We start from the raw sequence: 22,652 nt of genomic DNA on the forward strand, positions 1-22,652 counted from the left end.
TCTTATAGACAAAAGAGGTTAGGAAATTTATTTCCTAACCTCTTTATTTGGATGAAAAGTTTAATTAACTTTTGTAAGTATAAAACGTTGTTTTGTAGAAGGCTGAACCGTTTGATCCGTAGTGCCGATTACAATAGGTGTAAGATTAGTTGTTAAACCATTTTTCACCTCTAGTCTCAGTGCCGGTGCATTCTTAGGAGCGAATCCAAAACCATTATTTCCGAGATTGAATAACAGCCATTTCTGAGAATCCGTATTGGAATTGGTTCTTAATTCAACCGCTGTTCCGTTCGTTGTTCCGTTACTTTTCACGGTTAACACCTTTGTGGGATCCAATATAGATTTGATGATATAATAGCCATGATCTGATTTACTGAACGTAAATCTCTGGTTATTCCCTGTGGAAGCTGAATATAGAACTATGCTGGTGCCGTCTGTAGTGGAACTTCCGGAAATATCTAAATTTTTATCACTCGCTAAAGATGTTGTCATTGTATAAGTTCCGTTGATTGCCGAACTAGTATTCACAGGTCCATACAAATGATTTATTCCGGCATAATCACCGGCTGACAAACCTGTCCTTTGCTTGGTAAAAGTGGAACCATCCAGCTTAGTCATTACAGGCTGGCTTGGGTTTATAGCAAAGTCTGTAGACTGATACATCATGACAGATCCGAAATCAAATGCACCATGCCCTGCATAATCATTGTAAAGATTGAAGTTATGACGGCTTCCTTCTGTTGCCTTGTTAACATCTACAATAATGTATTGATCTCTGTCCGGGCGGCACTGCTCATGCATAATTCCCATAGAGTGCATTATTTCATGAGCAATAATTGCAGGATAGGTAATATTATAAATTTTAATACCGTTAACTCTGTTTTTTTGCCATCCAAGCGGAGAACTGTTTGTGGTTGTATAAGTAAAAGTGATATATTCTGTTTGATTGGTACGTTCAACAAACTGCATGCTGGTTTGAGAAGAGATCATATCAAACGCTTTGTTGATATTGGTAAGAAAGGTATTATAATTCTGTGTACTCAGACTTCCCTGACTGGGTAATGTGTAATAGACGGTTGCATTAGGCCATGTCTTAATAAAGGAGCTTACAATAGTACTTTTCTCAGTTGTTGACATTCCAGAATTGGCCTGCATCTTTAATTTGTCAAATTGTTCAGAGCTGATAGTAATATCTTCTGCATAAAAATATTCACCATTTACTTCATTGACATACGTGTAGGTTCCGTTAATCAGTAATTTGTGAATCTTTGCATTATCTAGCTTTGTTGTTGTATGATCTATTGAATCTGCTTGCGTGTTTTCAATATCCGACCTACATGAATTCATTGCCAAAACAAGGCATCCTGATAAGAGTAATAGTTTGCTTTTCATATTATTTAATATTGGTTGATGATCCGGTTTTTAAATATGAACAGCTATATTATTACCATACGCAAAAGATTGTAAAAATAAATCAATTCCTAAGTTTGATTAGGTCTCCATTATAATTAAGCCGCATGCTGTAAATGTATTAATAAAAAGTTATATTTGAATATAACATAATATAATGATTGTTTTATTGGTGTTTTGTTTAAAATGTGTATTTATTTCACTAAATTATTTATTTTAATTTAATTTTTACTATGAATTTTCAAATTAGATTATTCACAGATATTTGATATAATGATTAAATCTGTTATTTATACTGATATAAAATTCATTCTATTATCAAATCAATGAAATAAGCTTGAAATATATAATATTATGGACTGCAAATAATACTGCTTATAAATGTTTGTTTTTCAAAATAAGATGATCTGTATGGGTATTGATAAATATAAAGTTAAATTGAAGACTTCTATAATTTAGAATATAAAAAAACGGGGCAAAAACCCCGCTTTACATTTATGATTTTAAATTCAATTTCAATTCTAACTCATCGAGCTGTGCATCAGCAATAGACGCTGGCGCATCAATCATTACATCTCGTCCTGAGTTATTCTTAGGGAATGCGATATAATCTCTGATTACCTCATTTCCATCAAGGATCGCTACCAAACGGTCAAATCCGAATGCTAAACCTCCGTGTGGTGGAGCTCCGTATTTGAATGCATTCATAAGGAATCCAAACTGAGCTTCCGCTTCTTCTCTTGTAAATCCTAATAGATCAAACATTTTGGACTGAAGATCCTTATCAAAAATTCTGATTGATCCTCCTCCGATTTCATTTCCGTTAAGAACCATATCGTAAGCATTGGCTCTTGCTTTCCCTGGATCAGTCTCCAATAAATGAATATCTTCAGGTTTTGGAGATGTGAAAGGGTGGTGCATTGCATGGTATCTTTCAGTATCTTCATCCCATTCCAATAGAGGGAAGTCTACAACCCAAAGTGGCGCAAATTCATTTCCTTTTCTTAACCCTAATCGGTTTCCAAGCTCCATTCTTAACGCAGAAAGCTGAGCTCTTACCTTATTTTCATTTCCGGAAAGAATCAACATTAAGTCACCTTCTTTTGCTCCGAATTTTTCAATGATTTTTGCTAAATCTTCTTCGTTATAGAATTTGTTTACGGATGAGGTCTTCACACCGTCATTCTGGAATTTTACCCAAACCATCCCTGAAGCTCCTATTTGTGGGCGTTTTACCCAATCCACAAGCTCATCAATCTGTTTTCTTGTATACTCTGCGCATCCTTCTACATTGATTCCTACTACCAATTCTGCATCATCGAATATCTTAAAGTCTTTACCTTTTACAAGCTCATTTAGCTCCACGAATTCCATTCCGAAACGGATGTCCGGTTTGTCATTACCGTATTTTTGCATCGCATCTGCGAAAGTCATTCTTGGGAAATCTCCGAATTCCTGCCCTGTAATATCTTTTAAAAGCGTTTTCGTCATTCCTTCAAAGACATTCATAACATCTTCCTGCTCTACAAAAGCCATTTCACAGTCGATTTGTGTAAACTCAGGCTGTCTGTCTGCTCTTAAATCCTCATCACGGAAGCATTTTACAATCTGGAAATATTTATCCATTCCACCTACCATCAAAAGCTGTTTGAAAGTTTGTGGCGACTGTGGTAATGCATAGAATTGTCCTGGGTTCATTCTGCTTGGAACCACAAAGTCTCTTGCGCCTTCCGGAGTAGATTTAATAAGAACCGGTGTTTCCACTTCAATAAATCCTTCTTCAGATAAATAATTTCTAACCTTTTGTGCCATTTTGTGACGGAAGATCAGCTTGTCTTTTACCGGATTTCTTCTGATATCCAGATAACGATATTTCATTCTTAATTCTTCACCGCCGTCCGTTTCATCTTCAATAGTGAATGGAGGAAGCTGAGAATCATTAAGGATTGTTAATTTTTCTACTAGAAGTTCGATTTCTCCAGTTGGAATATTAGGATTCTTGCTTACCCTTTCAATAACTTTTCCGGTAGCCTGAATTACAAATTCACGTCCTAATTTTTTGGCTTCCTCCATCAGCTGAGCAGAAGAGCGCTCCTGATCAAAAACCAGCTGTGTAATTCCGTAACGATCTCGAAGATCTACCCAAATCATAAATCCTTTATCACGGATAGTCTGTACCCATCCTGATAGTGTAACTTCTTCATTCAGATTTTTCAGAGATAGCTCTCCATTGGTGTGTGATCGAAACATAATTATTTGTTTAAAGTTCAATGTTTAAGGTTCAGTTCCGAACCTTGAATTTTTCGTTGGCAAAGATAAGATTTTTGCAGGTTTTATAAATAAAAAAACTTCCTTTTCGGAAGTTTTCATATATGGTTTTAAGATTTTTTAATCTCTTTTTGCCCCTCTTTCTATTAATAATTTCGCGGTTTCATCTCGCTTTGTGCTCTCAGCAATCTCAAGTGGAGACCTGTTCTGACATTTTTTATTAATATTTGCCTTATTGTCTAACAGAAAATTAACGATATTGTTTTTTCCGGACAGCACACTGAACCCAAGAGGAGAATAAGAGTTGGCTCCAAGAACAAAACATTTATTGTAATCTCCTTGTATAAACTGTTTTTTAAAGGTTGCCACATCATCAGAATAAATGGCTTTCATTTTTTCCTGAGTTAGTTTCTGGGCAGAAAACGTACCGGCAGATAATAACATTCCCAATAGAAAGGTAGTAGAGATTATTTTTTTCATAAGAATGATTTTTAAGAATATACAAATCTAAATTAAATTTTATTACCAATTGCTAAGTTTTGTAGATATTTGGATTTGTATAAATCGTATTTTTCTTTTATTGGTTGTGAAATCGTAAAATGACAGGCTGGAGACAGGCTTTATTTTAAAAGTTTAATAATCTCAGACTTTTACCTATTAGTTTTATATCATATTATTTTGTTGTAAATATGTAATTACTATCGTATTACAAAAATAAAATATTGTAAAATAGAAAAATTAATACAATGATATTTTCTAAAAATTGTTTTATTCTGTTGTGAGGAAAAACTGAAAAACTTTCCATATGTCAACTTTTTACTGATTCTGAATGAATATTTTTGCTAAGTATAACTAGGAAAATAATGACAAAATATATTGAGTTTTTGAAAAAAGCATTCAGTGGAGAAGAAACTGATTTCACGAAAGTAAATATCAGAAGTGCTGTTTTGCTTCTTGCTATACCTATGATGCTGGAAATGGCCATGGAATCTGTATTTGCGCTGGTAGATCTTTATTTTGTGGGACATCTGAAAGAAAGCGGATTTGCAATTCAAACGGTTGGGCTTACAGAATCAGTACTTTCGGTAATGTATTCTATTGCGATAGGAATGAGTATGGCAGCAACAGCCCTGGTTGCAAGGAGAATTGGGGAGAAAAACCCGGAGCAGGCTTCAAGAAGTGCTGCACAGGTGTTATTGGTCTCTTTTGTGATCACTTTTATTTTAAGCTTGCTGGGAGTAGTGTATGCAGAAGAAATTCTGATTCTTATGGGCTCAAAACCCGAAGCTGCAGCTTATGGAAAAGATTTTACCAGAATTATGATGGGAAGCAGCACAATTATTATGCTTTTGTTTTTGATCAATGGAATTTTCAGAGGAGCCGGAAATGCAATGATTGCGATGAAAAGTTTATGGATTGCTAATATTGCCAACATTATTCTTTGTCCGTTATTGATAAAAGGCTTAGGCCCAATTCCTGCTTTAGGGCTTACGGGAGCGGCATTAGCAACAACAATCGGAAGAAGTATAGGGGTGCTTTACCAGCTGTATCATCTGTTGATAGCTGATACACAGATTAGAATCAGGCTTCCTTATTTTAAGCCCAATTATGATTTAATAAAATCCATTATAAAAATTGCAACCCCTGGGATCTTTCAGTTTGTAATTGCTTCATGCAGCTGGATATTCCTTGCGGAGCTGGTTGCAACTACCGGCGGAGAAAATGCTTCAGCGGGTTACCAGACCGCATTAAGACTGATGATGTTCTTTATGCTTCCTGCGTGGGGGCTGAGCAATGCTGCTTCCACATTAGTCGGGCAGAATATGGGAGCGAATGAAATGCTGAGGGCAGAACAGTCTGTTATGAAAACCGTTAAATATAATGTGATTTTTATGCTCATCGTAAGTCTGATCTTTATTTGTATGGGAAACTTTTTAGTAAGCTTTTTTACTCAGGAGATCGAGATCAAGAATTTTGCTAAAAATGCATTGCACATAATGAGTACCGGATTTATTTTCTACGGAATCGGAATGGTAATGATTAACGCCTTTAATGGAGCAGGAGATACATGGACTCCTACATGGGTTAATCTTTTTGGGTTCTGGCTGTTTCAGATTCCATTGGCTTATTTTCTCTCAAAACATATGGAACTGGGCCCTAAAGGTGTTTTTATTTCAATTCCCGCCGCAGAAACCCTGATTACTGTGGTTGCTTTTATTTTATTTAAAAGAGGAAAATGGAAAACAATAAAAGTATAAAGCTACGTGGCAGAAGATGGCAGTCTTAAAGTTTTAAGTACATACATAGGTTTTAAAAACAATTGATTAAGGCGTCAACTATCAAAACAGCAGGTCTATCATAACTTCCAGCTTCCTTCTTATTTATAAAACTTTAACAGCTTAATTCGTTGGATTTTAAAAGGTTATTTTTTAAATTCGTAATAACAAATACATATTACTATGGGAAAAGGAGACAAAAAATCACGAAGAGGGAAGATTAATTCCGGAAGTTATGGTAAAAGAAGACCTAAAAAAGCATCAAAATCTTTTGTGGCTTCTGAAGACAAATCAAAAAAGTAAATGAAATAAAAAAGACCAAAGAAAATCTCTTCGGTCTTTTTTTTATAAAAATTAAATTAATTATTTTCCTCCTAAAATGTTTCCAAGAATACTTCCGAGTCCGCCGCCGCCTTGCTGCTGGTTTCCTCCGCCTAATACGCTTCCAAGGATATCATTCAACGGATTTCCTGATGATTGGGATTGTCCGCTACCTCCTAAAACACTTCCCAGAATGTCATTTAAAGGATTTGATTGCTGGGTCTGAGCCTGATTGGAGGCGTTTCCAAGAATTCCACCCAAAAGATCTTCCAAGCCACCTGCTCCTACATTATTCTGTTGTTTCTGCTGACCAATATATCCCATAATAACAGGAGCCAGCATTGCAAGGATAGGTCCGATTTTATCTATTGAAATTCCTGTATTCTGTGACAGTTGGTTCTCAACATCGCTTTTCTGTCCGCCAAAAATATGGCTAAGAATAGATCCGCCTTCAGCCTGTCTTGCTTCAATTTGTGAAGCGTCATTAAGGATACTTCCGTTATGATCTTTATCTAAAGCATTGTTTAATGCCTCTGCTTCATTAGCGTCCTGAGATTTATTTCTAAGATAAGAAATGATAAGAGGTGTAGCTACTGCCAACAGAGCAATTACCTGGTTTCTGTTAATCCCGAATTTATTCTCGGCTTGTTCAGCAACCTGGTTGCCCGTGTTCCCTGTAAGTAGGTCAATTAAGCTCATTTTTTGTGTTTGTTTAGTATTAAGTAACCCAAAGTTATCAAAAAATATGCCTCACAAAATATTTGCTTTTCATAATTATTGTTAAAGTTTCCGGGGCAGCTTCAAAACTTTAATTCTTAATAATCGGGACGTTTGAACATGCTTCTCCGAACATCAGAGATTTCACAATAGGTTTTAATTGCTCCACCAGTTCTATATAAGCGTTTTCAGGGATTTCTTTATCTGAACAGCCTTTTACCAGAACTCTTTTACCTCTCATTTCCTCAAAATCATAGGTCTGAATGGCGTTGTGCATTAAAATAACTTCGAGATCCTCACGATTCCCGAAAACTATTTTTTTTGCAACATCAGTAAGCTTTGCTGTCAATACAAAATAAGCCCAAAGCGGGATAATCGTATCTACAGAATTGTAGATGTATATATAGCTGTCTTTATAATCTTCTGCATTAATAGCTTCTACCTTTTCACGGAAATCTTTTTCCTTCAGGATCATTTCCTGGAAGAGAAAATCTTTAAGGTCAATACCCTTTCTTTCCCCTTTGGGAAGTAAAGTGGCAAGGTCAAAATTGATAAGGCCGCTTTCCGCAACTTTATTCCGGATTTCAAATTCTTCTGACATTTTTTATCATTATCTTTGAACAAATTTACGAATTAAGATCATAAGTATTTTAATTTGTTCTCTATCCTTACTATAGAAATGAAATATTATATTATTGCAGGAGAAGCTTCCGGAGATCTGCATGGAAGTAACTTGATGAAAGCTTTGAAACAAAAAGATCCCCATGCAGAATTCAGATTTTGGGGTGGTGATCTGATGAAGGCTCAGGGAGGAACATTAGTGAAACATTACCGTGATCTGGCTTTTATGGGATTTCTTGAAGTGGTTATGAATTTACGGACCATTTTGAATAATATTAAATTCTGTAAAGAAGACATTCAGAAAAATAAACCGGATGTTTTGGTATTGGTAGATTATCCAGGCTTTAATCTGAGAATTGCAAAATTCGCCAAAGAGCTTGGAATCAAAGTTGTTTATTATATTTCGCCGCAACTTTGGGCATGGAAAGAAGGACGTGTAGAGATCATTAAAAAATATGTGGATGAAATGATGGTTATCCTTCCTTTTGAAGAAGATTTCTATAGAAAACATGGGGTTCATTCTCATTTTGTAGGTCATCCTTTGCTGGATGCTATTTCGGATCTGCAGGAAATCAGCATTGAAAAGTTCAAATCGGAAAATGGGTTGAATGAAAAAGAAATCATTGCATTGTTACCGGGCTCCAGAGAACAGGAGGTGGAAAAGATGCTTGAAATCATGCTTTCCGTGAGACCTCATTTTAAAAATTATCAGTTTGTAATTGCCGGTGCGCCAAGCCTTCCTAAAGAATTTTATCAAAAATATGTGGACGATAATGTTCACTTTGTATCCAATAAAACATATGATCTGCTGAGATATTCCAAAGCAGCACTGGTAACTTCCGGAACAGCTACTCTGGAGACTGCTTTACTGAATATTCCTGAAGTAGTATGTTATCGAGGAAGCAAAATTTCTTATGCTATTGCCAAAAGGCTGGTTAAAAATATCAATTATATCTCTCTTGTTAATCTGATTATGGATAGGGAAGTGGTGAAAGAGCTGATCCAGAATGATCTGAATACAAAAAATCTTGTGGATGAGCTTAATAAAGTGCTACAAGGAGAAAAAAGACAGCAGGTTCTGAATGACTACCACCTTTTGAGAGAGAAGCTGGGTGGAAAAGGAGCCAGCGGACATGCTGCTGATGTGATCCTTGGCGTTTAATTTTTTGAGTAGTATTTTTGAGAATTTAACTGATTTTGACCATGACTTATTTTAACCGTTTTCTTTTATTAATTGTAATTACATTATTCTTTTCAAAAAGCACTGCTCAGGAGAAATCAAAAGATAAAATCCAGATATTTTACTATGGCTGGTACGGAAATCCGGCTACAGACGGAGACTATCAACATTGGAACCATCAGATACTCCCGCATTGGAGCAATCCGAAATGGAATAATCTCGGCCATTATAAAGGAGGTGATGATATCGGAGCCAATTTTTATCCGGCTTTGGGTAATTACAGTTCTAACGATCCGCATATCATTGAAAAGCATATGAAGATGATCAAAGAATCCGGAGTAGGCGTTGTGGTAGTCAGTTGGCTGGGAAAAGATTCTTTCACGGATAAAAGTTTAGGCAGATATCTGGATATTGCCGATCGTTTTGATTTAAAAATTGCTTTTCACATAGAACCTTTCTATACAAACACCTCAGAATTTAAGGACCAGATTTCTTACCTTATCAAAACCTATTCTTCCCACCACGCTTTCTATAAAAAAGAAGGGAAACCGTTATTATATGTTTATGATAGCTATAAAATTCCTAAAGAAGAATGGGCAAAATTACTGTCGGGAAAAGGAGAGGAAACAATCAGAAATACAGATATTGATGCATTTTACATAGGATTATGGGTGGAGAAAAATGACGCAGCTTTTTTTGATACAGCAGGGTTTGATGGCTTCTATACCTATTTTGCCAGTGAAGGCTTTGTTTATGGAAGCACAGTTTCTAACTGGAATTTCCTTTCCGGCTATGCAAAAGATCATCATCTTATTTTTATTCCTTGTGTTGGGCCTGGTTATTCAGATACAAGAATACGACCTTGGAATGAAGCGAATTTCAAAAGCCGTGATAACGGTAAATACTATGAAAATATGTTTGATGCTGCAATAAAGGTAAATCCGGATTTCATTGGAATCACTTCATTTAATGAATGGCATGAAGGAACACAGATAGAACCTGCCGTTCCCAAAAAAGTGGGAAGTTTTAAATATGAAGATTACGGGAAGGATCCATGGCTTTATATCAAGGAAACTAAACGATTGACGGAAAAATTTCTGAAAAAGAGATAACATACATTCGAAGTTAATTTTCATAGCAAAAAATCAAGCGTTACCTTGATGGTTTTCAAAATATAAAAGACAATTATTTAGTAATTTCAGAGATCATAAGCAAGAGGTTATTTCTCTATTTTGGAGAGGTAAATAATTGAATTGCACAAACAACCCTTACTTATTCTGGTCATCTGCTTCATTCTTGGAATTATTTTTCAAGACTTACTAGTGTTGAGAAGAGCTTTTGTATATTCTATAACTGGAATTAGTATAGGCGTTTTAACACTCTTATTTTTCCATTCCTATTTTCTGCACAAAACCAGAGCTTTTTTACTAGGGGTTTTGTTTTTTGGAACAGGAATTATCCTTCATTATTATAATACTTTTTCATCGGAGGTTCCTTCATTTTCAGGGAAGAAAGGGGTTGTTACTTTTAAAATATCTCGAAAATTAAATTCGAGCGAAAAGTATAGAAAATATGAAGTGACAGCCCAAACTGGAAAACAGGGTTTCAATTCTGTTTTTTATATTCCTAAAAGTGCTGCTGAATTAGATTTTATTCATTACTACAGAGCAGAAGCTTATATAACGAGACCTAAGCCTCCTTCCTATGATTTTCAGTTTAATTATGCTCAGTATCTGAAGAGAAGAGGCATAGATTGTCAGATTTTCTTTTTAAAAGAGATTTCATCCATAGAAAGAACGGATTTGTCCCTTTCGGAAAAGATAGATCAATACAGATTTAATGTTTTGAAAAGCATTGATAAAACCGAAATGTCAACCCGTACCAAAGAATTTTTGAAAGGTATTATTCTGGCTGACCGTACAGAAATTGAGACTGATACCCTTGATGATTTCAATAGATCCGGGCTGATACATTTTCTTGCGATTTCCGGAACCCATATTGTAGTCATTTTTGGAATGTTTTACTTTGTGCTGATTCGTTTTGCTCCATTAAAGTTCAGGAAATACGCTGTTGTTTTAAGCTTATGTTTTATCTGGCTGTTTGCCATATTTATCGGATTTGGAAATTCCGTGCTGAGGTCATGTATTATGCTGACGGTGTATTTTATTTTCATATTACTGCAAAGGAAGCCGGACCTTCTTCATTCACTAGCATTATCAGCATTTATTATTTTGATTATAGATACCCGGCAGATTTTTGATGTTGGATTCCAGCTTAGCTTTTTAGCTGTTTTGGGTATTTTCTGGCTGAATCAGCCTCTTCTGAAATACTTCCCGAAGCAGGATCATTACTTCAAAAAGCTTATATTTAATACCATTACGATTTCTTTATCTGCTCAGCTTGCAACACTTCCTCTGGTGCTGTATTATTTTCACCAGTTTTCTTTCATATCCCTGATTGCCAATTTTGTAGTGGTTCCTTTTTCTGAAATCATTATCGTTTTTTCGTTTTTAATGACAGCTTTTATTGCTTTCCATATTGATTTTGAATTGATGAATGTGATATATGACTTTATGATTCAAATCTTGCTAAGGATGATCCATTGGTTTGCTGAAATCGATGTGTTGTTTTTTGATCATATTCCTATGAATAAGATTGAAGTATTGTCTGCATTTTTAATCATTTATCTGCTGAGACCCGTTATTTTAAAATCTGATTTTAGAAATTCACTGAGAGTGATGATGGGAGTTTTAGCATTTTTGATCCTAAGAACCGGCTACACTATTTTTGAAAATCACAAAGGAGAAGTACTGGTTCAATCTTTCGGTCGGGATACAATACTTTCAGTAAAAGACGGGAACAGAGTTTGTTTCTGGATTTCGGATAAACAGGACCAGAAGAAGATTTTACACTACATTGTCAAGCCCTATTGTTCTTCCAGAAGAGTAGCATATTTTGAGATAAAAACCCTGCCTTCTTCTGTTGAAAAAGTAGTTTTCAGAGATAAGATTTATGATCTGAAATGATGGTTTTTAATTTAGCTCTTTTCCTGCATTTATAATGGGTAGAATTCTTATTTAGAAAGATTACAAACTGTCTAATTGTGAGATTTCTCACTTTTCGATATTGTTAAACTTTCTTAATTTTGTGGAAATTCAAATTTAAACTTATATGGCAGGTTTAACGAGTTCTACGATAGGTAGAAAATACGCTATGGCATTATCAGCTATGTTTTTGCTGATTTTTCTTATACTGCATTTGACAACCAATTTGTTATCAGTCCTGAATAAAGATGCATTCAATACCGCATCCGACTTCATGGGCTATAATCCTTTTGTGCAGTTCTTAATGCAGCCTATTCTTGGTTTTGCAGTAATTTTCCATTTCGTTATGGGATTTGTATTGGAGATCAAGAATAATAAAGCGCGTCCGGTAAAGTATGAATCAAACAACGCATCAGTGAATTCTTCATGGATGTCCAGAAATATGATTATTTCCGGAGCTGTTGTTTTGGCTTTCTTGGCGCTGCACTTATATGATTTCTGGTTACACGAAATGAATTACAAGTATGTAGAAGGATTAACTCCTGATGCTGAACGTTTCTGGCCTGAACTTCATGAGAAGTTTGCTGATCTTTGGAGAGTAGCTTTGTATGTGATTTCTTTTGTTTTATTAGGATTACACTTAGCTCACGGATTCCAGTCTTCGTTCCAGTCTATCGGAGCAAGACATCCAAAATATACGCCGGTGATTAAAGCTTTCGGGAAATGGTATTCAATCCTTATCCCTGCAGGATTCATCATCGTAGCAGTTTACCATTTTATAACTCAATAATATCAATATACTAGTATGAGTAAATTAGATTCAAGAATTCCAGCGGGTCCTCTTAAAGACAAGTGGAAAAATCATAAAGACCATATGAACCTTGTTGCACCAAACAACAGAGATAAGATTGATATTATTGTTGTAGGTACAGGTTTGGCAGGTGGTTCTGCAGCAGCTACATTAGCTGAGCAGGGATACAACGTTAAAGCATTCTGCTATCAGGATTCTCCAAGAAGAGCGCACTCTATTGCAGCTCAGGGAGGGATCAATGCAGCGAAGAACTATCAGGGAGATGGAGACTCTACATACAGATTATTCTATGATACCATCAAAGGTGGTGACTATAGAGCAAGAGAAGCCAACGTATACAGATTAGCTGAAGTTTCTGCAAATATTATTGACCAATGTGTTTCTCAAGGAGTTCCTTTCGGGAGAGATTACGGCGGCCAGCTAGATAACCGTTCATTTGGTGGGGTTCAGGTAAAAAGAACTTTCTATGCAAAAGGGCAAACCGGACAACAGCTATTATTAGGTGCTTATTCTGCAATGAGCCGTCAGATCGGTAAAGGTAGAATCAAGATGTACAACCGTCATGAAATGATGGATCTTGTAATTGTTGATGGAAAAGCAAGAGGAATTATCGCAAGAAACCTGGTAACAGGTGAAATAGAAAGACATTCTGCTCACGCAGTAGTAATCGCTTCAGGTGGTTACGGAAACGTATATTTCCTTTCTACAAACGCGATGGGATCCAACGTTTCTGCAGCATGGAAAATTCACAAGAAAGGAGCTTACTTCGCAAACCCTTGCTATGTACAGATTCACCCTACTTGTATTCCTGTTCACGGAACTCAGCAGTCTAAATTAACTTTGATGTCTGAATCATTAAGAAACTCCGGAAGAATCTGGGTTCCTAAAAAGATTGAAGATTCGGTAGCCATCAGAGAAGGTAAATTAAGACCTGAAAATATTAAAGAAGAAGATAGAGATTATTATTTAGAAAGAAGATATCCTGCATTTGGTAACCTTGTACCTAGAGACGTTGCTTCAAGAGCAGCTAAGGAAAGATGTGATGCCGGATTCGGAATTGAAAATAATGATACTCAGGAAGGTGTTTACCTTGATTTCTCTACGGAGATCATTAAAAAAGGTAAAGAATCCGCTATCGAAAAACATATTCATAATCCTACAGATCAGCAGATCTACGATCTTGGTAAGAAGTGGGTTGAGGAGAAATACGGAAACTTATTCGTAATGTATGAAAAAATTACGGCTGATGATCCTTATAAAACTCCAATGAAGATTTATCCTGCAGTTCACTACACAATGGGAGGTGTTTGGGTTGATTATAACCTTCAGTCTACTATCCCTGGATGTTTCGTAATTGGTGAAGCGAACTTCTCTGATCACGGTGCAAACAGATTGGGAGCTTCTGCATTGATGCAAGGTCTTGCAGACGGATACTTTGTACTTCCTTATACAATTGCAGATTATCTTTCTGCAGATATCAGAACAGGAGCTATTCCTACCAATTCCGGTGCATTTGACGATGCTGAAAAAGGAATTAAAGAAAAAATTGATTTCTTCTTAAATAATAAAGGAACTCATTCTGTAGACCATTTCCACAAGCAATTAGGAAACATCATGTGGAATAAAGTAGGAATGGGAAGAACTCCTGAAGGATTAAGAGAAGCAATCAAAGAAATTGAAGAAGTAAGAAACGATTTCTGGAAAAATGTAAAAGTACCGGGTGAAGGTGAAGGAATGAACACTGAGCTTGAAAAAGCATTCAGAGTAGCAGACTTCCTTGAACTAGGACAATTAATGGCTATCGATGCACTGCACAGAAACGAATCTTGTGGTGGGCATTTCCGTGAAGACCATTCAACTCCGGATGGAGAAGCGGAAAGAGACGACGTACACTACAAATACGTCGGAGCTTGGGAATATCAGGGAGAAAATATCAATACGGAAGTATTGCATAAAGAAGAACTGATATATGACAACATCGAGGTTAAAACTAGAAGTTATAAATAATCTCCAACCTATAAATATAACATTATGAGTGCAAAAAAAGGCTTACATCTTACGCTGAAAATTTGGAGACAAAAAAATAGTAAAACTAAAGGTCAGTTCGAGACCTATAAAATATCAGATGTATCTACAGACTCTTCGTTTTTGGAGATGTTGGATATTCTGAACGAAAATTTAATTAACGAAGGTAAAGAACCCATCGCTTTTGATCACGACTGTCGTGAAGGAATCTGCGGAATGTGTTCTCTTTACATCAATGGTAGAGCTCACGGACCAGATACAGGGATTACAACTTGTCAGCTTCACATGAGAATGTTCAAAGATGGAGAGACTATCGTTATTGAACCTTGGAGAAGTGCTGCTTTCCCTGTTATCAAAGACTTAATGGTAGACAGAAGTGCGTTCGACAGAGTAATGGCAGCAGGAGGTTTCATTTCTGTGAATACTTCTGGTAATACGTTGGATGCTAACGCAATTCCGGTTCCAAAAGAAGATGCAGACAGAGCAATGGATGCAGCTGCTTGTATCGGATGTGGAGCTTGTGTGGCAACATGTAAAAACGGATCTGCAATGCTGTTCGTGGGAGCTAAAGTTTCTCAGTATGCATTACTTCCTCAAGGTAGAGTAGAAGCCAAGAGAAGAGTTCTGAACATGGTGAAAGCTATGGATGAAGAAGGATTCGGAAACTGTTCAAATACCGGTGCTTGTGAAGTAGAATGTCCAAAAGGAATTTCTCTTGAAAACATCGCAAGAATGAACAGAGAATATATGGCTGCTCTTGTAGATCAAGGATAGAATTGATTCAAATACATAAAAAATCACCTTCAAAGCTGAAGGTGATTTTTTTATATATACCACTTAGCTGTTAAAGTTTGTTAACTTATTGAATAATTTTAGGTATTCTTTACTTAATAAGTATATATTTGGAGGGCAGTTGAATTGGTTTTTGAAAAACATTTTCATCTGCTTTTTACCAGGGAAAAATGGGTGTAGAAAGTAATCGGGATACCCCTTTTAAACGGTAATGATAAATTTTTTAAAAAAAATAATTAGTGTGAATTAACAAGCCCTAAAAAGCGTATTTTTGTGTAATATTAAAAATTGAAATGAAAAAATATCTTTTATTGTTTATCATCGCGATTTTCGTGATGTCTTGTTCAAAAAAAGTAGAAGTAAAAGGGAAAATTACAGGAAGCTCTCCACTGGAAAGAATTGAGTTTGTGGAAGCTTCAGGAGTAGGAACCCTGCCTTTGATTAATATTGGTTTAGATAAAGACGGAAACTTTTCAGGAAATTTTGAGGCTCCTAAAGATGGGATGTATGTGATCAACTATGCAAACAAACAAAACCTGATCTATCTTGAAGGAGGACAAAAAGTGAACATCTCAGGAAATGCAATGACTTTCCCTAATGAGTACGTAATTACAGGTGATGCTAAAAAGAACAATGATTTTCTTTCCGGAACTCAGAAGTTCTTAGGTGAGTACGGAACCAAAGTTAATTTAGGTGCATTAATGAGCGGAGATGAAGCTGCATTTTTAAAAGGGATGCATAAAGTAGAGGCAGACATTAATAAAAATGTTGATGACCTTGCTAAGAAAAACAACCCTAGCAAAGCCCTTCTGGATTGGAAGAAAAATGATGTGAAAGTTACTATCCTGAATTTGCTTGCCAACTACGAGATGTCACACGGTCCAATGTCTGGTAATCCATCATACAAAGCATCTAAAGCTTTTAAAGATTATGAAACTCAGCTTGAGACAGATAAAGAAGCAATGGTGAAAACTATTCCGCTTTACAGACAATATCTTCTTGTAAAAATGACTCCTGATTTCCAGAAATATGCAGAAGCAAACAGTAAAGGAAAAACAGGAATTACTACTTCCGAGATGTTTGCTCAATATTTAAAAACTAAAAAAGACTTATCTCAAACTGCAAAAGATTATCTTTTAGCGTTTGTAATGGCTCAGGCAGATATTCACCCAACGACTCCTGCTGCGAACATTGATAAAATTAAAAAGATTATTGATACAGATATCAAAGACGCTACTATTAAAAGTGACCTGCTAAAAATGCAGGTAGCTATTACAGGACTTAAAGTAGGAGAAGCAGCTCCTGAAGCAGCTCTAGTAAAACAGGACGGAAAAGCTTACCAGCTTTCTGAAAACAAAGGGAAACCTTATATGTTATTCTTCTACGCTTCGTGGAACCCTTACATCGGTGAAGCTACGGTGCCTGTTTTAAAAGAAGTGGTTAATTTCTATAAATCTAAAATGAACTTTGTATTTGTAAATGTAGACGATACAAAAGATCAGTTCATTAAAACAAGCAATTCATTGCTTAAAGGCATCCAGGGAGTAAATGTTTATGGAGAAGGAGGAATGGAATCCGATATTGCAAAGAAATATGGGGTTTACGGATTCAAATTACCTTGCTTTGTGATTATCGATAAAGACGGTAAAATTGCCAGCAGATCTTTTGTAAACCTTGGAGAACAGGAACTGGTAACAATTCTTGATAAACTGACAGGTCTTTCAGCACCAAAAGTAAATCCGAATATGCAATTGCAGCCACAATTACAAATTGATCCGGCAGCTGCCCAGCAACAAGCTCCACAGCCCGCAAATCCACAGCCGGCTCAGACAAAATAATAAACTTTAACACAGTATAGAAACCTTATCCTCGGATAAGGTTTTTTTTATTGTATTTTTGCAAACTGAAACGTAATGGTTTCAATTAGGAAAATAGAAAAATTTAGAATGAGTAGGAAGAAAAAAAGAGATCTAATTCTTGAAAATATAAAGCTATTGACTGCCGGAGCAAAAGGCGTGGCAATAGGAAGGACAGAAGAAGGAAAAGCTGTGATGGTTTCAGGAGCAATTCCGGGAGATATTGTGAATGTAAGAGTGAAAAAAGCAAAGTCAAAATATTATGAAGGCGAAGCAATTGACGTTCTTGAAAAGTCACCTTACAGAGTGGATCCTAAATGTATTCACTTCGGAACCTGCGGAGGATGTAAATGGCAGAATATGAGCTATGAAAAACAGCTTGATTTTAAACAGGAAGAAGTCTATAATAATATCAAAAGAATCGGAGGAATTGAAAACTTTGAAACCGTATCAATCCTTGGTTCCGAAGAACAGTATTTTTACAGAAATAAAATGGAGTTTTCTTTCTCTAATGCGAGATGGCTTACTCAGTACGAAATCAGTTCAGAAGAAAATTTTGGAAGCAGAGATGCATTAGGATTTCATATTCCGGGAATGTGGAGTAAGATTCTTGATCTGAAAGAATGTTTCCTTCAGGAAGACCCTTCCAATGCAATAAGACTGGCTGTAAAAGAATATGGTGTAAAGAACGGACTGGATTTCTTTGATGTAAGAAACCAGGAAGGTTTTTTAAGAACTCTGATGATGAGGCAGAACTCCAAAGGCGAATGGATGGTGCTTTTCCAGCTTTACAGAGAAGAAAAAGAGAACAGAGAAAAACTTTTTGAATTCTTATTGGAAAAATTCCCTCACATCAAAACATTGGTATACGCGATCAATTCAAAACAAAATGATTCCATTTATGATCTGGATATCAATGTCTATTTCGGAGAAGGTTATTTAATGGAAGAAATGGATGGACTGAAGTTCAAAATTGGACCAAAATCATTCTTTCAGACCAACTATAAGCAGGCATTGGAATTATACAGAAAAACACTTGAGTTTGCAGATCTGAAAGGTGATGAAGTTGTTTATGATCTCTATACAGGAACAGGAACAATAGCCCAATATGTAGCAAGAAATGCAAAACAGGTAATCGGGATAGAATCTGTACAGGAAGCAATAGATGCGGCAATAGAACACGCCGCATTAAATGGCCTTACCAATTGTACTTTCTATTGTGGTGATATGAAAGATATTTTCAATGATGAATTTATGGCTAACCACCCTAAAGCAGACGTATTGATTACCGACCCTCCAAGAGACGGGATGCACCAGAAAGTAGTAGAGCAGATCTTAAAACTTTCACCGGAAAAGGTAGTTTATGTAAGCTGTAACTCCGCTACACAGGCAAGAGACCTCGCATTAATGAAAGATCATTATACAGTAGTGAAAATATTACCGGTGGATATGTTCCCGCAAACCCACCATGTTGAGAATATCGCATTGTTGGTTAAAAAATAAATTTAATTAAATTTGAATTTCAAATTTGAATATAAAATGTCAGTTCCATCTGGCTTAAAATAAAAATATACAGATGAAATATTTTAAATTTCTCATAGCTGTCTGCTTTTTAGGAATGCTTTTTTCCTGTGGAGGAGATGATGACATCTGTGAAAGTGGAGAAGGGACTCCGAGAATGAAGGTAAGTTTCAGATCAGCTGAATCGGGAAAAGATACTACTGTAGATACGCTGTATGTATCAGTAGACTATGGTGCAGGAAAAGTAGATTTGGGAAAACTTGCAAATATTGATTCCCGACTAATTCCTTTACGGGTAGATGATTCACCTTATACAGATGTTTATTTCAAAACCAGGTACAAAGGTCCTGAATCTCAGGTGAGAGTAAGTTATGGTACGAAATCAACCTATGTGTCTCCGGGATGCGGTATCAAAAAGTATTATGAGAATTTAAGTTCAGAATTAATCACTCCGAATCCTGTACTGAAACTGGAAAGCGGGCAAAATCAAATAGAGAATGAAGATAAGACTAATCTTTACCTTGTTTTTTAGTTTATTAGGAATAATAGGCTTTGCGCAACATAAAAAGGAAGCCGGGAAGAAGGTTCATGAGAAATATAAACCTAACTTTATGGTTGGGCTTGATGTACTGAATACCGGAGTTGGATTTTTTTCTGATAGAAAGATGTACCAGGGTTTTATTTCTTCAAAGATCAGGGGAAATGTTCATGCCATTGCTGAGGCGGGATTTGAAAAGAATATCTATCAGAAGAATGGATATGATGCCAAAGTAAATGGACCTTTTGTGAAGCTGGGAGCATTTTATATGCTGGCAAAAGATGCGGAAAATGAATTTAACGGATTTTATGCCGGAGGAAAAGTGGGAGGAGCATTTTATAACCAGGAGTATATGGCAGTTCCCGTTCGTGGATTTGGAGGAAGTAACTTTTCTGAAGCGTTTCCTTCATCATCTCAGTCCTCTTTCTGGCTGGAAGGAACATTAGGAGGAAGAGTACAATTGTTCAATTCCAATTTCTATATTGATGTGAATCTTCAGCCAAGATATCTGGTGTATACCTCTAAACAGGATGATATCTATCCGATGATTGTTCCCGGATTCGGAAGAAGTTCCTCAAAATTTAATATGGGATTCGCGTGGAATCTGGCATATAAATTTTAGATAAGATATACATGATCATATAAAATAAACCCGGAAATTTTCCGGGTTTATTTATTATTGTTAGTTATAATTTCTTTATACAGTTTTTCGAGCTCTTTCGGAGGAACTCCCGAGTCAAAAGTTGAAGATGTATATACCTTGCCATCTGAAGTGATAGATATAGATGAAGCTAATGCAGCATCTGTAAACCGGGAAGATGTGGGTGCCTTAAGGTTGGAGATTGTTGAAAGTTCAATCTGGCCTGCCTGTTCAGAAATTCTTTTCCAGTCATCAACAGATAAAGGAGAATGAGTAACTGTCTCATTTAAGGAGAATATTTTTAAGCCCGGTGAAAATGTGGTAATTCTTCTGGTTCCTCTTGTTTGTTCCTTTAATTCTATTTTTTCAATTTTTGATTTTTGTGTGGTATTTGTTAAGTTGTTTTTATTGATTTCTGTTTTATTTTGAGAAGTACAATTTGTGTTTGATAGGATTAGAAATGTTACTATTAATAATGAATAAGCTTTCATTTTTATAACTGTTTTAATATTTGTGATTATTTTTTGAATATGTATTATGTATTATGTTAAAAACTGATATATTTGCAAAGTTAATAAAAATAAAAGATGCAAAAATCTACTACTTCAAAATCTCTCTTTTTATTACCTCTGTTATGTGCCGGCTTAATGAGTGCACAAAAAACTGAAAATAATAGAAAGAAATTCGAATCTATAGCAAAAACAACACCAATGGAGCTTGCTAAATCCAATGGATTCGACAGATGTGCTACTACTGAATACGAAGAATTTCTAAGAAGGAATTTCCCGGGAAGAATGACTACTGATCAGTTCGAGGCTTGGCTTAAACCATTAATTGAAAAAGCTAAAAACGAAAAATCACAGAATGGAGGTATTATTACCATTCCGGTAGTTGTTCACGTTATCCACGGTGGACAGGCAGTAGGAAGTGCTCCAAACATTGTAGATGAACAGGTGATGTCTCAGATTGCTGTAATGAATCAGGATTATCGTAGATTAACGGGAAGTCCAGGATTTAATAATAACCCGGTAGGTGCGGATGTGCAGATTCAGTTTGCATTGGCAAAAGTAGACCCGAACGGAAACCCAACCAATGGAATCGATAGAGTAAACCTTTGCCAGTCTACATTCAAAAAAGATGTAATTGAAGCTTTTGTAAAGCCGGAAACTATTTGGGACCCTACTCAATATATGAACATGTGGAGTGTGGCTTTTGCTTCACCTAATACAAACTTATTAGGCTATGCCCAGTTCCCGGATGGCTCAAACTTACCAGGATTAAATCCACTGGGAGGTTATGGCGTTACTGATGGAGTAGTTGCCAATTTTTCTACATTCGGAAGCAGTGACTTTAATACCAATAATAACTTCCTATTATCTGCTCCTTATGATAAAGGAAGAACAATGACCCATGAAGTAGGTCACTTTTTAGGGTTAAGACATATCTGGGGAGATGCAACCTGTGGTGACGACTACTGTGCAGATACTCCTACGGCACACACTGCCAATTATAGCTGTGATCAGATTGCAAGCTGTAATGATGCTTCAGTTATGGAAATGGTTGAAAACTATATGGATTATACAAATGATACTTGTATGAATACCTTTACAATCAATCAGAAAGACAGGATTACTGCTGTTATGAATAATTCTCCGAGAAGATCTACATTGAAGACTTCAACTAAAGATATCGCTATTCCTTTATTTCCGAATGATGCAGAAGTAAAACTGGAAAGAACATGTTCAGCTGTTACATGTTCAGGTGCCTTAGCTGTACCTGTATCTTTATTTAACAGAGGTACTTCAGCGCTTACTTCAGCACAAATTACTTATACAATTAATGGTGTTGCGCAAACACCTTATAACTGGACGGGTAACCTGGCTCAGGATAAATCTCAGCTGCTTAGTCTTCCGGTACCTGCTGGTACGCTGGGAGGACCAATGACAGTAAGTATTGCAACTATAAACGGAGGAGCTGATCAAAGAGCTTCCAATAATACCATTAATGCTACATATGTTGGGGCGCCAATGCCTGTTGCACAAAATGTGATCTTTAATCTTCAATTGGATTATTATGGATCTGAAACAAGCTGGACATTAAAAAACAGCGCAGGAACTACTGTGTACAGTGGAAGTGGGTATGCAGATGCAACAACCGCTAACCTGCCGGCACTAATCACTCAAAACTGGACATTAAGTACGGATGATTGTTATACATTCACAATCAATGATGCCTATGGAGATGGTATTGCTCTTGATGGAGGATACTATAATATCACAACTCAGTCAGGAACGATCCTGATTTCCGGTGGAAGCTTCACCACATCTCAAAGAAAAGTGATGAAACCTCAGGTTTTAAGTACAAGTGAAGTGAATAAAAAAGATAATACTTTTGGAATTTATCCAAACCCTGTAAATGATATCTTGAATATTACTAAAGTTTCTGCAAAGGCTACATTCGAAATCCATAATACAGTAGGTCAGCTTGTGAAAAAAGGTAGTATTGAAAATAATAAAGTAAATGTAGGAGAGCTGGTAAAAGGAAATTATATTATTACTGTAAAAGATAATAATAATTCGGAAAACTTTAAATTCATCAAAAAATAAAGATAACCTTTAAATATTAGTAAATC

At 36.1% G+C, this 22,652-nt stretch carries 19 protein-coding genes; 13 read left to right on the forward strand and 6 right to left on the reverse strand.

Features of this window, described 5'->3' with window-relative positions:
- Nucleotides 1-60: 60 nt before the first annotated feature.
- The 3 genes from F3J23_RS00205 to F3J23_RS00215 form a co-directional block, all read right to left on the reverse strand.
- A complete protein-coding gene (locus F3J23_RS00205) occupies nucleotides 61-1,392 on the reverse strand; it encodes a M12 family metallopeptidase (protein ID WP_167022363.1) in 1,332 nt (443 codons plus the stop codon).
- A 513-nt stretch (nucleotides 1,393-1,905) separates the two neighbouring features.
- Nucleotides 1,906-3,660, reverse strand: coding sequence for an aspartate--tRNA ligase (gene aspS, locus F3J23_RS00210; RefSeq protein WP_167022366.1), 1,755 nt, complete (start codon nucleotides 3,658-3,660; stop codon nucleotides 1,906-1,908).
- Between the two features lie 138 nt (nucleotides 3,661-3,798).
- On the reverse strand, nucleotides 3,799-4,158 hold the full coding sequence (locus F3J23_RS00215; RefSeq protein ID WP_167022369.1) for an ankyrin repeat domain-containing protein: 360 nt from the start codon (nucleotides 4,156-4,158) through the stop codon (nucleotides 3,799-3,801).
- A 383-nt stretch (nucleotides 4,159-4,541) separates the two neighbouring features.
- On the opposite strand from F3J23_RS00215, the gene F3J23_RS00220 reads away from it, so the two are divergent.
- Nucleotides 4,542-5,936 carry an MATE family efflux transporter gene (locus tag F3J23_RS00220; protein ID WP_167022372.1) on the forward strand — a complete coding sequence of 465 codons (1,395 nt, stop codon included), beginning with the start codon at nucleotides 4,542-4,544 and terminating at the stop codon, nucleotides 5,934-5,936.
- Between the two features lie 201 nt (nucleotides 5,937-6,137).
- Entirely contained in the window at nucleotides 6,138-6,257 is a 120-nt protein-coding gene (locus F3J23_RS00225; RefSeq protein ID WP_167022374.1) for a 30S ribosomal protein THX, read from the forward strand.
- A gap of 60 nt (nucleotides 6,258-6,317) precedes the next feature.
- Here F3J23_RS00225 and F3J23_RS00230 read toward each other — a convergent pair whose 3' ends face one another.
- Together F3J23_RS00230 and F3J23_RS00235 are read right to left on the reverse strand one after the other, a co-directional pair.
- Nucleotides 6,318-6,974, reverse strand: coding sequence for a DUF937 domain-containing protein (locus F3J23_RS00230; RefSeq protein WP_167022377.1), 657 nt, complete (start codon nucleotides 6,972-6,974; stop codon nucleotides 6,318-6,320).
- Nucleotides 6,975-7,083: 109 nt separating this feature from the next.
- Nucleotides 7,084-7,593, reverse strand: a complete 510-nt coding sequence (locus F3J23_RS00235; protein WP_167022381.1) for a DUF2480 family protein — start codon at nucleotides 7,591-7,593, stop codon at nucleotides 7,084-7,086.
- A gap of 78 nt (nucleotides 7,594-7,671) precedes the next feature.
- Between F3J23_RS00235 and lpxB the strand changes: the two genes are divergently transcribed.
- The 10 genes from lpxB to F3J23_RS00285 all read left to right on the forward strand — a co-directional run bounded on the left by lpxB (nucleotide 7,672) and on the right by F3J23_RS00285 (nucleotide 20,002).
- Nucleotides 7,672-8,775, forward strand: a complete 1,104-nt coding sequence (gene lpxB, locus F3J23_RS00240) for a lipid-A-disaccharide synthase (RefSeq protein ID WP_167022383.1) — start codon at nucleotides 7,672-7,674, stop codon at nucleotides 8,773-8,775.
- 41 nt (nucleotides 8,776-8,816) lie between these two features.
- Nucleotides 8,817-9,905: a glycoside hydrolase family 99 protein gene (locus F3J23_RS00245; RefSeq protein WP_167022386.1), complete on the forward strand. Its 1,089-nt coding sequence runs from the start codon at nucleotides 8,817-8,819 to the stop codon at nucleotides 9,903-9,905.
- 141 nt (nucleotides 9,906-10,046) lie between these two features.
- Entirely contained in the window at nucleotides 10,047-11,819 is a 1,773-nt protein-coding gene (locus tag F3J23_RS00250) for a ComEC/Rec2 family competence protein (RefSeq protein WP_194303822.1), read from the forward strand.
- 145 nt (nucleotides 11,820-11,964) lie between these two features.
- On the forward strand, nucleotides 11,965-12,627 hold the full coding sequence (locus tag F3J23_RS00255; protein ID WP_167022389.1) for a succinate dehydrogenase cytochrome b subunit: 663 nt from the start codon (nucleotides 11,965-11,967) through the stop codon (nucleotides 12,625-12,627).
- Between the two features lie 15 nt (nucleotides 12,628-12,642).
- On the forward strand, nucleotides 12,643-14,655 hold the full coding sequence (locus F3J23_RS00260; RefSeq protein ID WP_167022392.1) for a fumarate reductase/succinate dehydrogenase flavoprotein subunit: 2,013 nt from the start codon (nucleotides 12,643-12,645) through the stop codon (nucleotides 14,653-14,655).
- A gap of 24 nt (nucleotides 14,656-14,679) precedes the next feature.
- A complete protein-coding gene (locus F3J23_RS00265; protein ID WP_002976316.1) occupies nucleotides 14,680-15,447 on the forward strand; it encodes a succinate dehydrogenase/fumarate reductase iron-sulfur subunit in 768 nt (255 codons plus the stop codon).
- A gap of 311 nt (nucleotides 15,448-15,758) precedes the next feature.
- Nucleotides 15,759-17,303 (forward strand): TlpA family protein disulfide reductase, encoded by a 1,545-nt coding sequence (locus F3J23_RS00270; protein ID WP_167022395.1) that lies wholly within the window; start codon nucleotides 15,759-15,761, stop codon nucleotides 17,301-17,303.
- 108 nt (nucleotides 17,304-17,411) lie between these two features.
- The gene (gene rlmD / locus F3J23_RS00275) at nucleotides 17,412-18,824 is read left to right on the forward strand and encodes a 23S rRNA (uracil(1939)-C(5))-methyltransferase RlmD (RefSeq protein WP_167022398.1); all 1,413 of its coding nucleotides are present in this window, start codon (nucleotides 17,412-17,414) and stop codon (nucleotides 18,822-18,824) included.
- A 73-nt stretch (nucleotides 18,825-18,897) separates the two neighbouring features.
- Entirely contained in the window at nucleotides 18,898-19,374 is a 477-nt protein-coding gene (locus tag F3J23_RS00280) for a hypothetical protein (protein WP_167022401.1), read from the forward strand.
- Nucleotides 19,340-20,002, forward strand: a complete 663-nt coding sequence (locus F3J23_RS00285) for a DUF6048 family protein (protein WP_167022404.1) — start codon at nucleotides 19,340-19,342, stop codon at nucleotides 20,000-20,002. Before F3J23_RS00280 ends, F3J23_RS00285 begins: the two co-directional genes overlap by 35 nt.
- A 47-nt stretch (nucleotides 20,003-20,049) precedes the next feature.
- Here the strand turns inward: F3J23_RS00285 and F3J23_RS00290 are convergent, their stop codons facing one another.
- Nucleotides 20,050-20,511 carry a hypothetical protein gene (locus F3J23_RS00290; RefSeq protein WP_167022407.1) on the reverse strand — a complete coding sequence of 154 codons (462 nt, stop codon included), beginning with the start codon at nucleotides 20,509-20,511 and terminating at the stop codon, nucleotides 20,050-20,052.
- A gap of 96 nt (nucleotides 20,512-20,607) precedes the next feature.
- Between F3J23_RS00290 and F3J23_RS21590 the strand changes: the two genes are divergently transcribed.
- Nucleotides 20,608-22,626, forward strand: a complete 2,019-nt coding sequence (locus F3J23_RS21590) for a M43 family zinc metalloprotease (protein WP_228455238.1) — start codon at nucleotides 20,608-20,610, stop codon at nucleotides 22,624-22,626.
- The last annotated feature ends 26 nt before the right edge of the window (nucleotides 22,627-22,652 follow it).

The organism is Chryseobacterium sp. Tr-659, assembly GCF_011752975.1.
In the GTDB taxonomy this organism is placed as follows: Bacteria; Bacteroidota; Bacteroidia; order Flavobacteriales; family Weeksellaceae; genus Chryseobacterium.

Coding starts and splice junctions, on each gene's coding strand:
- F3J23_RS00205 (WP_167022363.1), bottom strand. CDS start 1,392: ATGAAAAGCAAACTATTACTCTTATCAGGATGCCTTGTTTTGGCAATG.
- aspS (WP_167022366.1), bottom strand. CDS start 3,660: ATGTTTCGATCACACACCAATGGAGAGCTATCTCTGAAAAATCTGAAT.
- F3J23_RS00215 (WP_167022369.1), bottom strand. CDS start 4,158: ATGAAAAAAATAATCTCTACTACCTTTCTATTGGGAATGTTATTATCT.
- F3J23_RS00220 (WP_167022372.1), top strand. CDS start 4,542: ATGACAAAATATATTGAGTTTTTGAAAAAAGCATTCAGTGGAGAAGAA.
- F3J23_RS00225 (WP_167022374.1), top strand. CDS start 6,138: ATGGGAAAAGGAGACAAAAAATCACGAAGAGGGAAGATTAATTCCGGA.
- F3J23_RS00230 (WP_167022377.1), bottom strand. CDS start 6,974: ATGAGCTTAATTGACCTACTTACAGGGAACACGGGCAACCAGGTTGCT.
- F3J23_RS00235 (WP_167022381.1), bottom strand. CDS start 7,593: ATGTCAGAAGAATTTGAAATCCGGAATAAAGTTGCGGAAAGCGGCCTT.
- lpxB (WP_167022383.1), top strand. CDS start 7,672: ATGAAATATTATATTATTGCAGGAGAAGCTTCCGGAGATCTGCATGGA.
- F3J23_RS00245 (WP_167022386.1), top strand. CDS start 8,817: ATGACTTATTTTAACCGTTTTCTTTTATTAATTGTAATTACATTATTC.
- F3J23_RS00255 (WP_167022389.1), top strand. CDS start 11,965: ATGGCAGGTTTAACGAGTTCTACGATAGGTAGAAAATACGCTATGGCA.
- F3J23_RS00260 (WP_167022392.1), top strand. CDS start 12,643: ATGAGTAAATTAGATTCAAGAATTCCAGCGGGTCCTCTTAAAGACAAG.
- F3J23_RS00265 (WP_002976316.1), top strand. CDS start 14,680: ATGAGTGCAAAAAAAGGCTTACATCTTACGCTGAAAATTTGGAGACAA.
- F3J23_RS00270 (WP_167022395.1), top strand. CDS start 15,759: ATGAAAAAATATCTTTTATTGTTTATCATCGCGATTTTCGTGATGTCT.
- rlmD (WP_167022398.1), top strand. CDS start 17,412: ATGAGTAGGAAGAAAAAAAGAGATCTAATTCTTGAAAATATAAAGCTA.
- F3J23_RS00280 (WP_167022401.1), top strand. CDS start 18,898: ATGAAATATTTTAAATTTCTCATAGCTGTCTGCTTTTTAGGAATGCTT.
- F3J23_RS00285 (WP_167022404.1), top strand. CDS start 19,340: ATGAAGATAAGACTAATCTTTACCTTGTTTTTTAGTTTATTAGGAATA.
- F3J23_RS00290 (WP_167022407.1), bottom strand. CDS start 20,511: ATGAAAGCTTATTCATTATTAATAGTAACATTTCTAATCCTATCAAAC.
- F3J23_RS21590 (WP_228455238.1), top strand. CDS start 20,608: ATGCAAAAATCTACTACTTCAAAATCTCTCTTTTTATTACCTCTGTTA.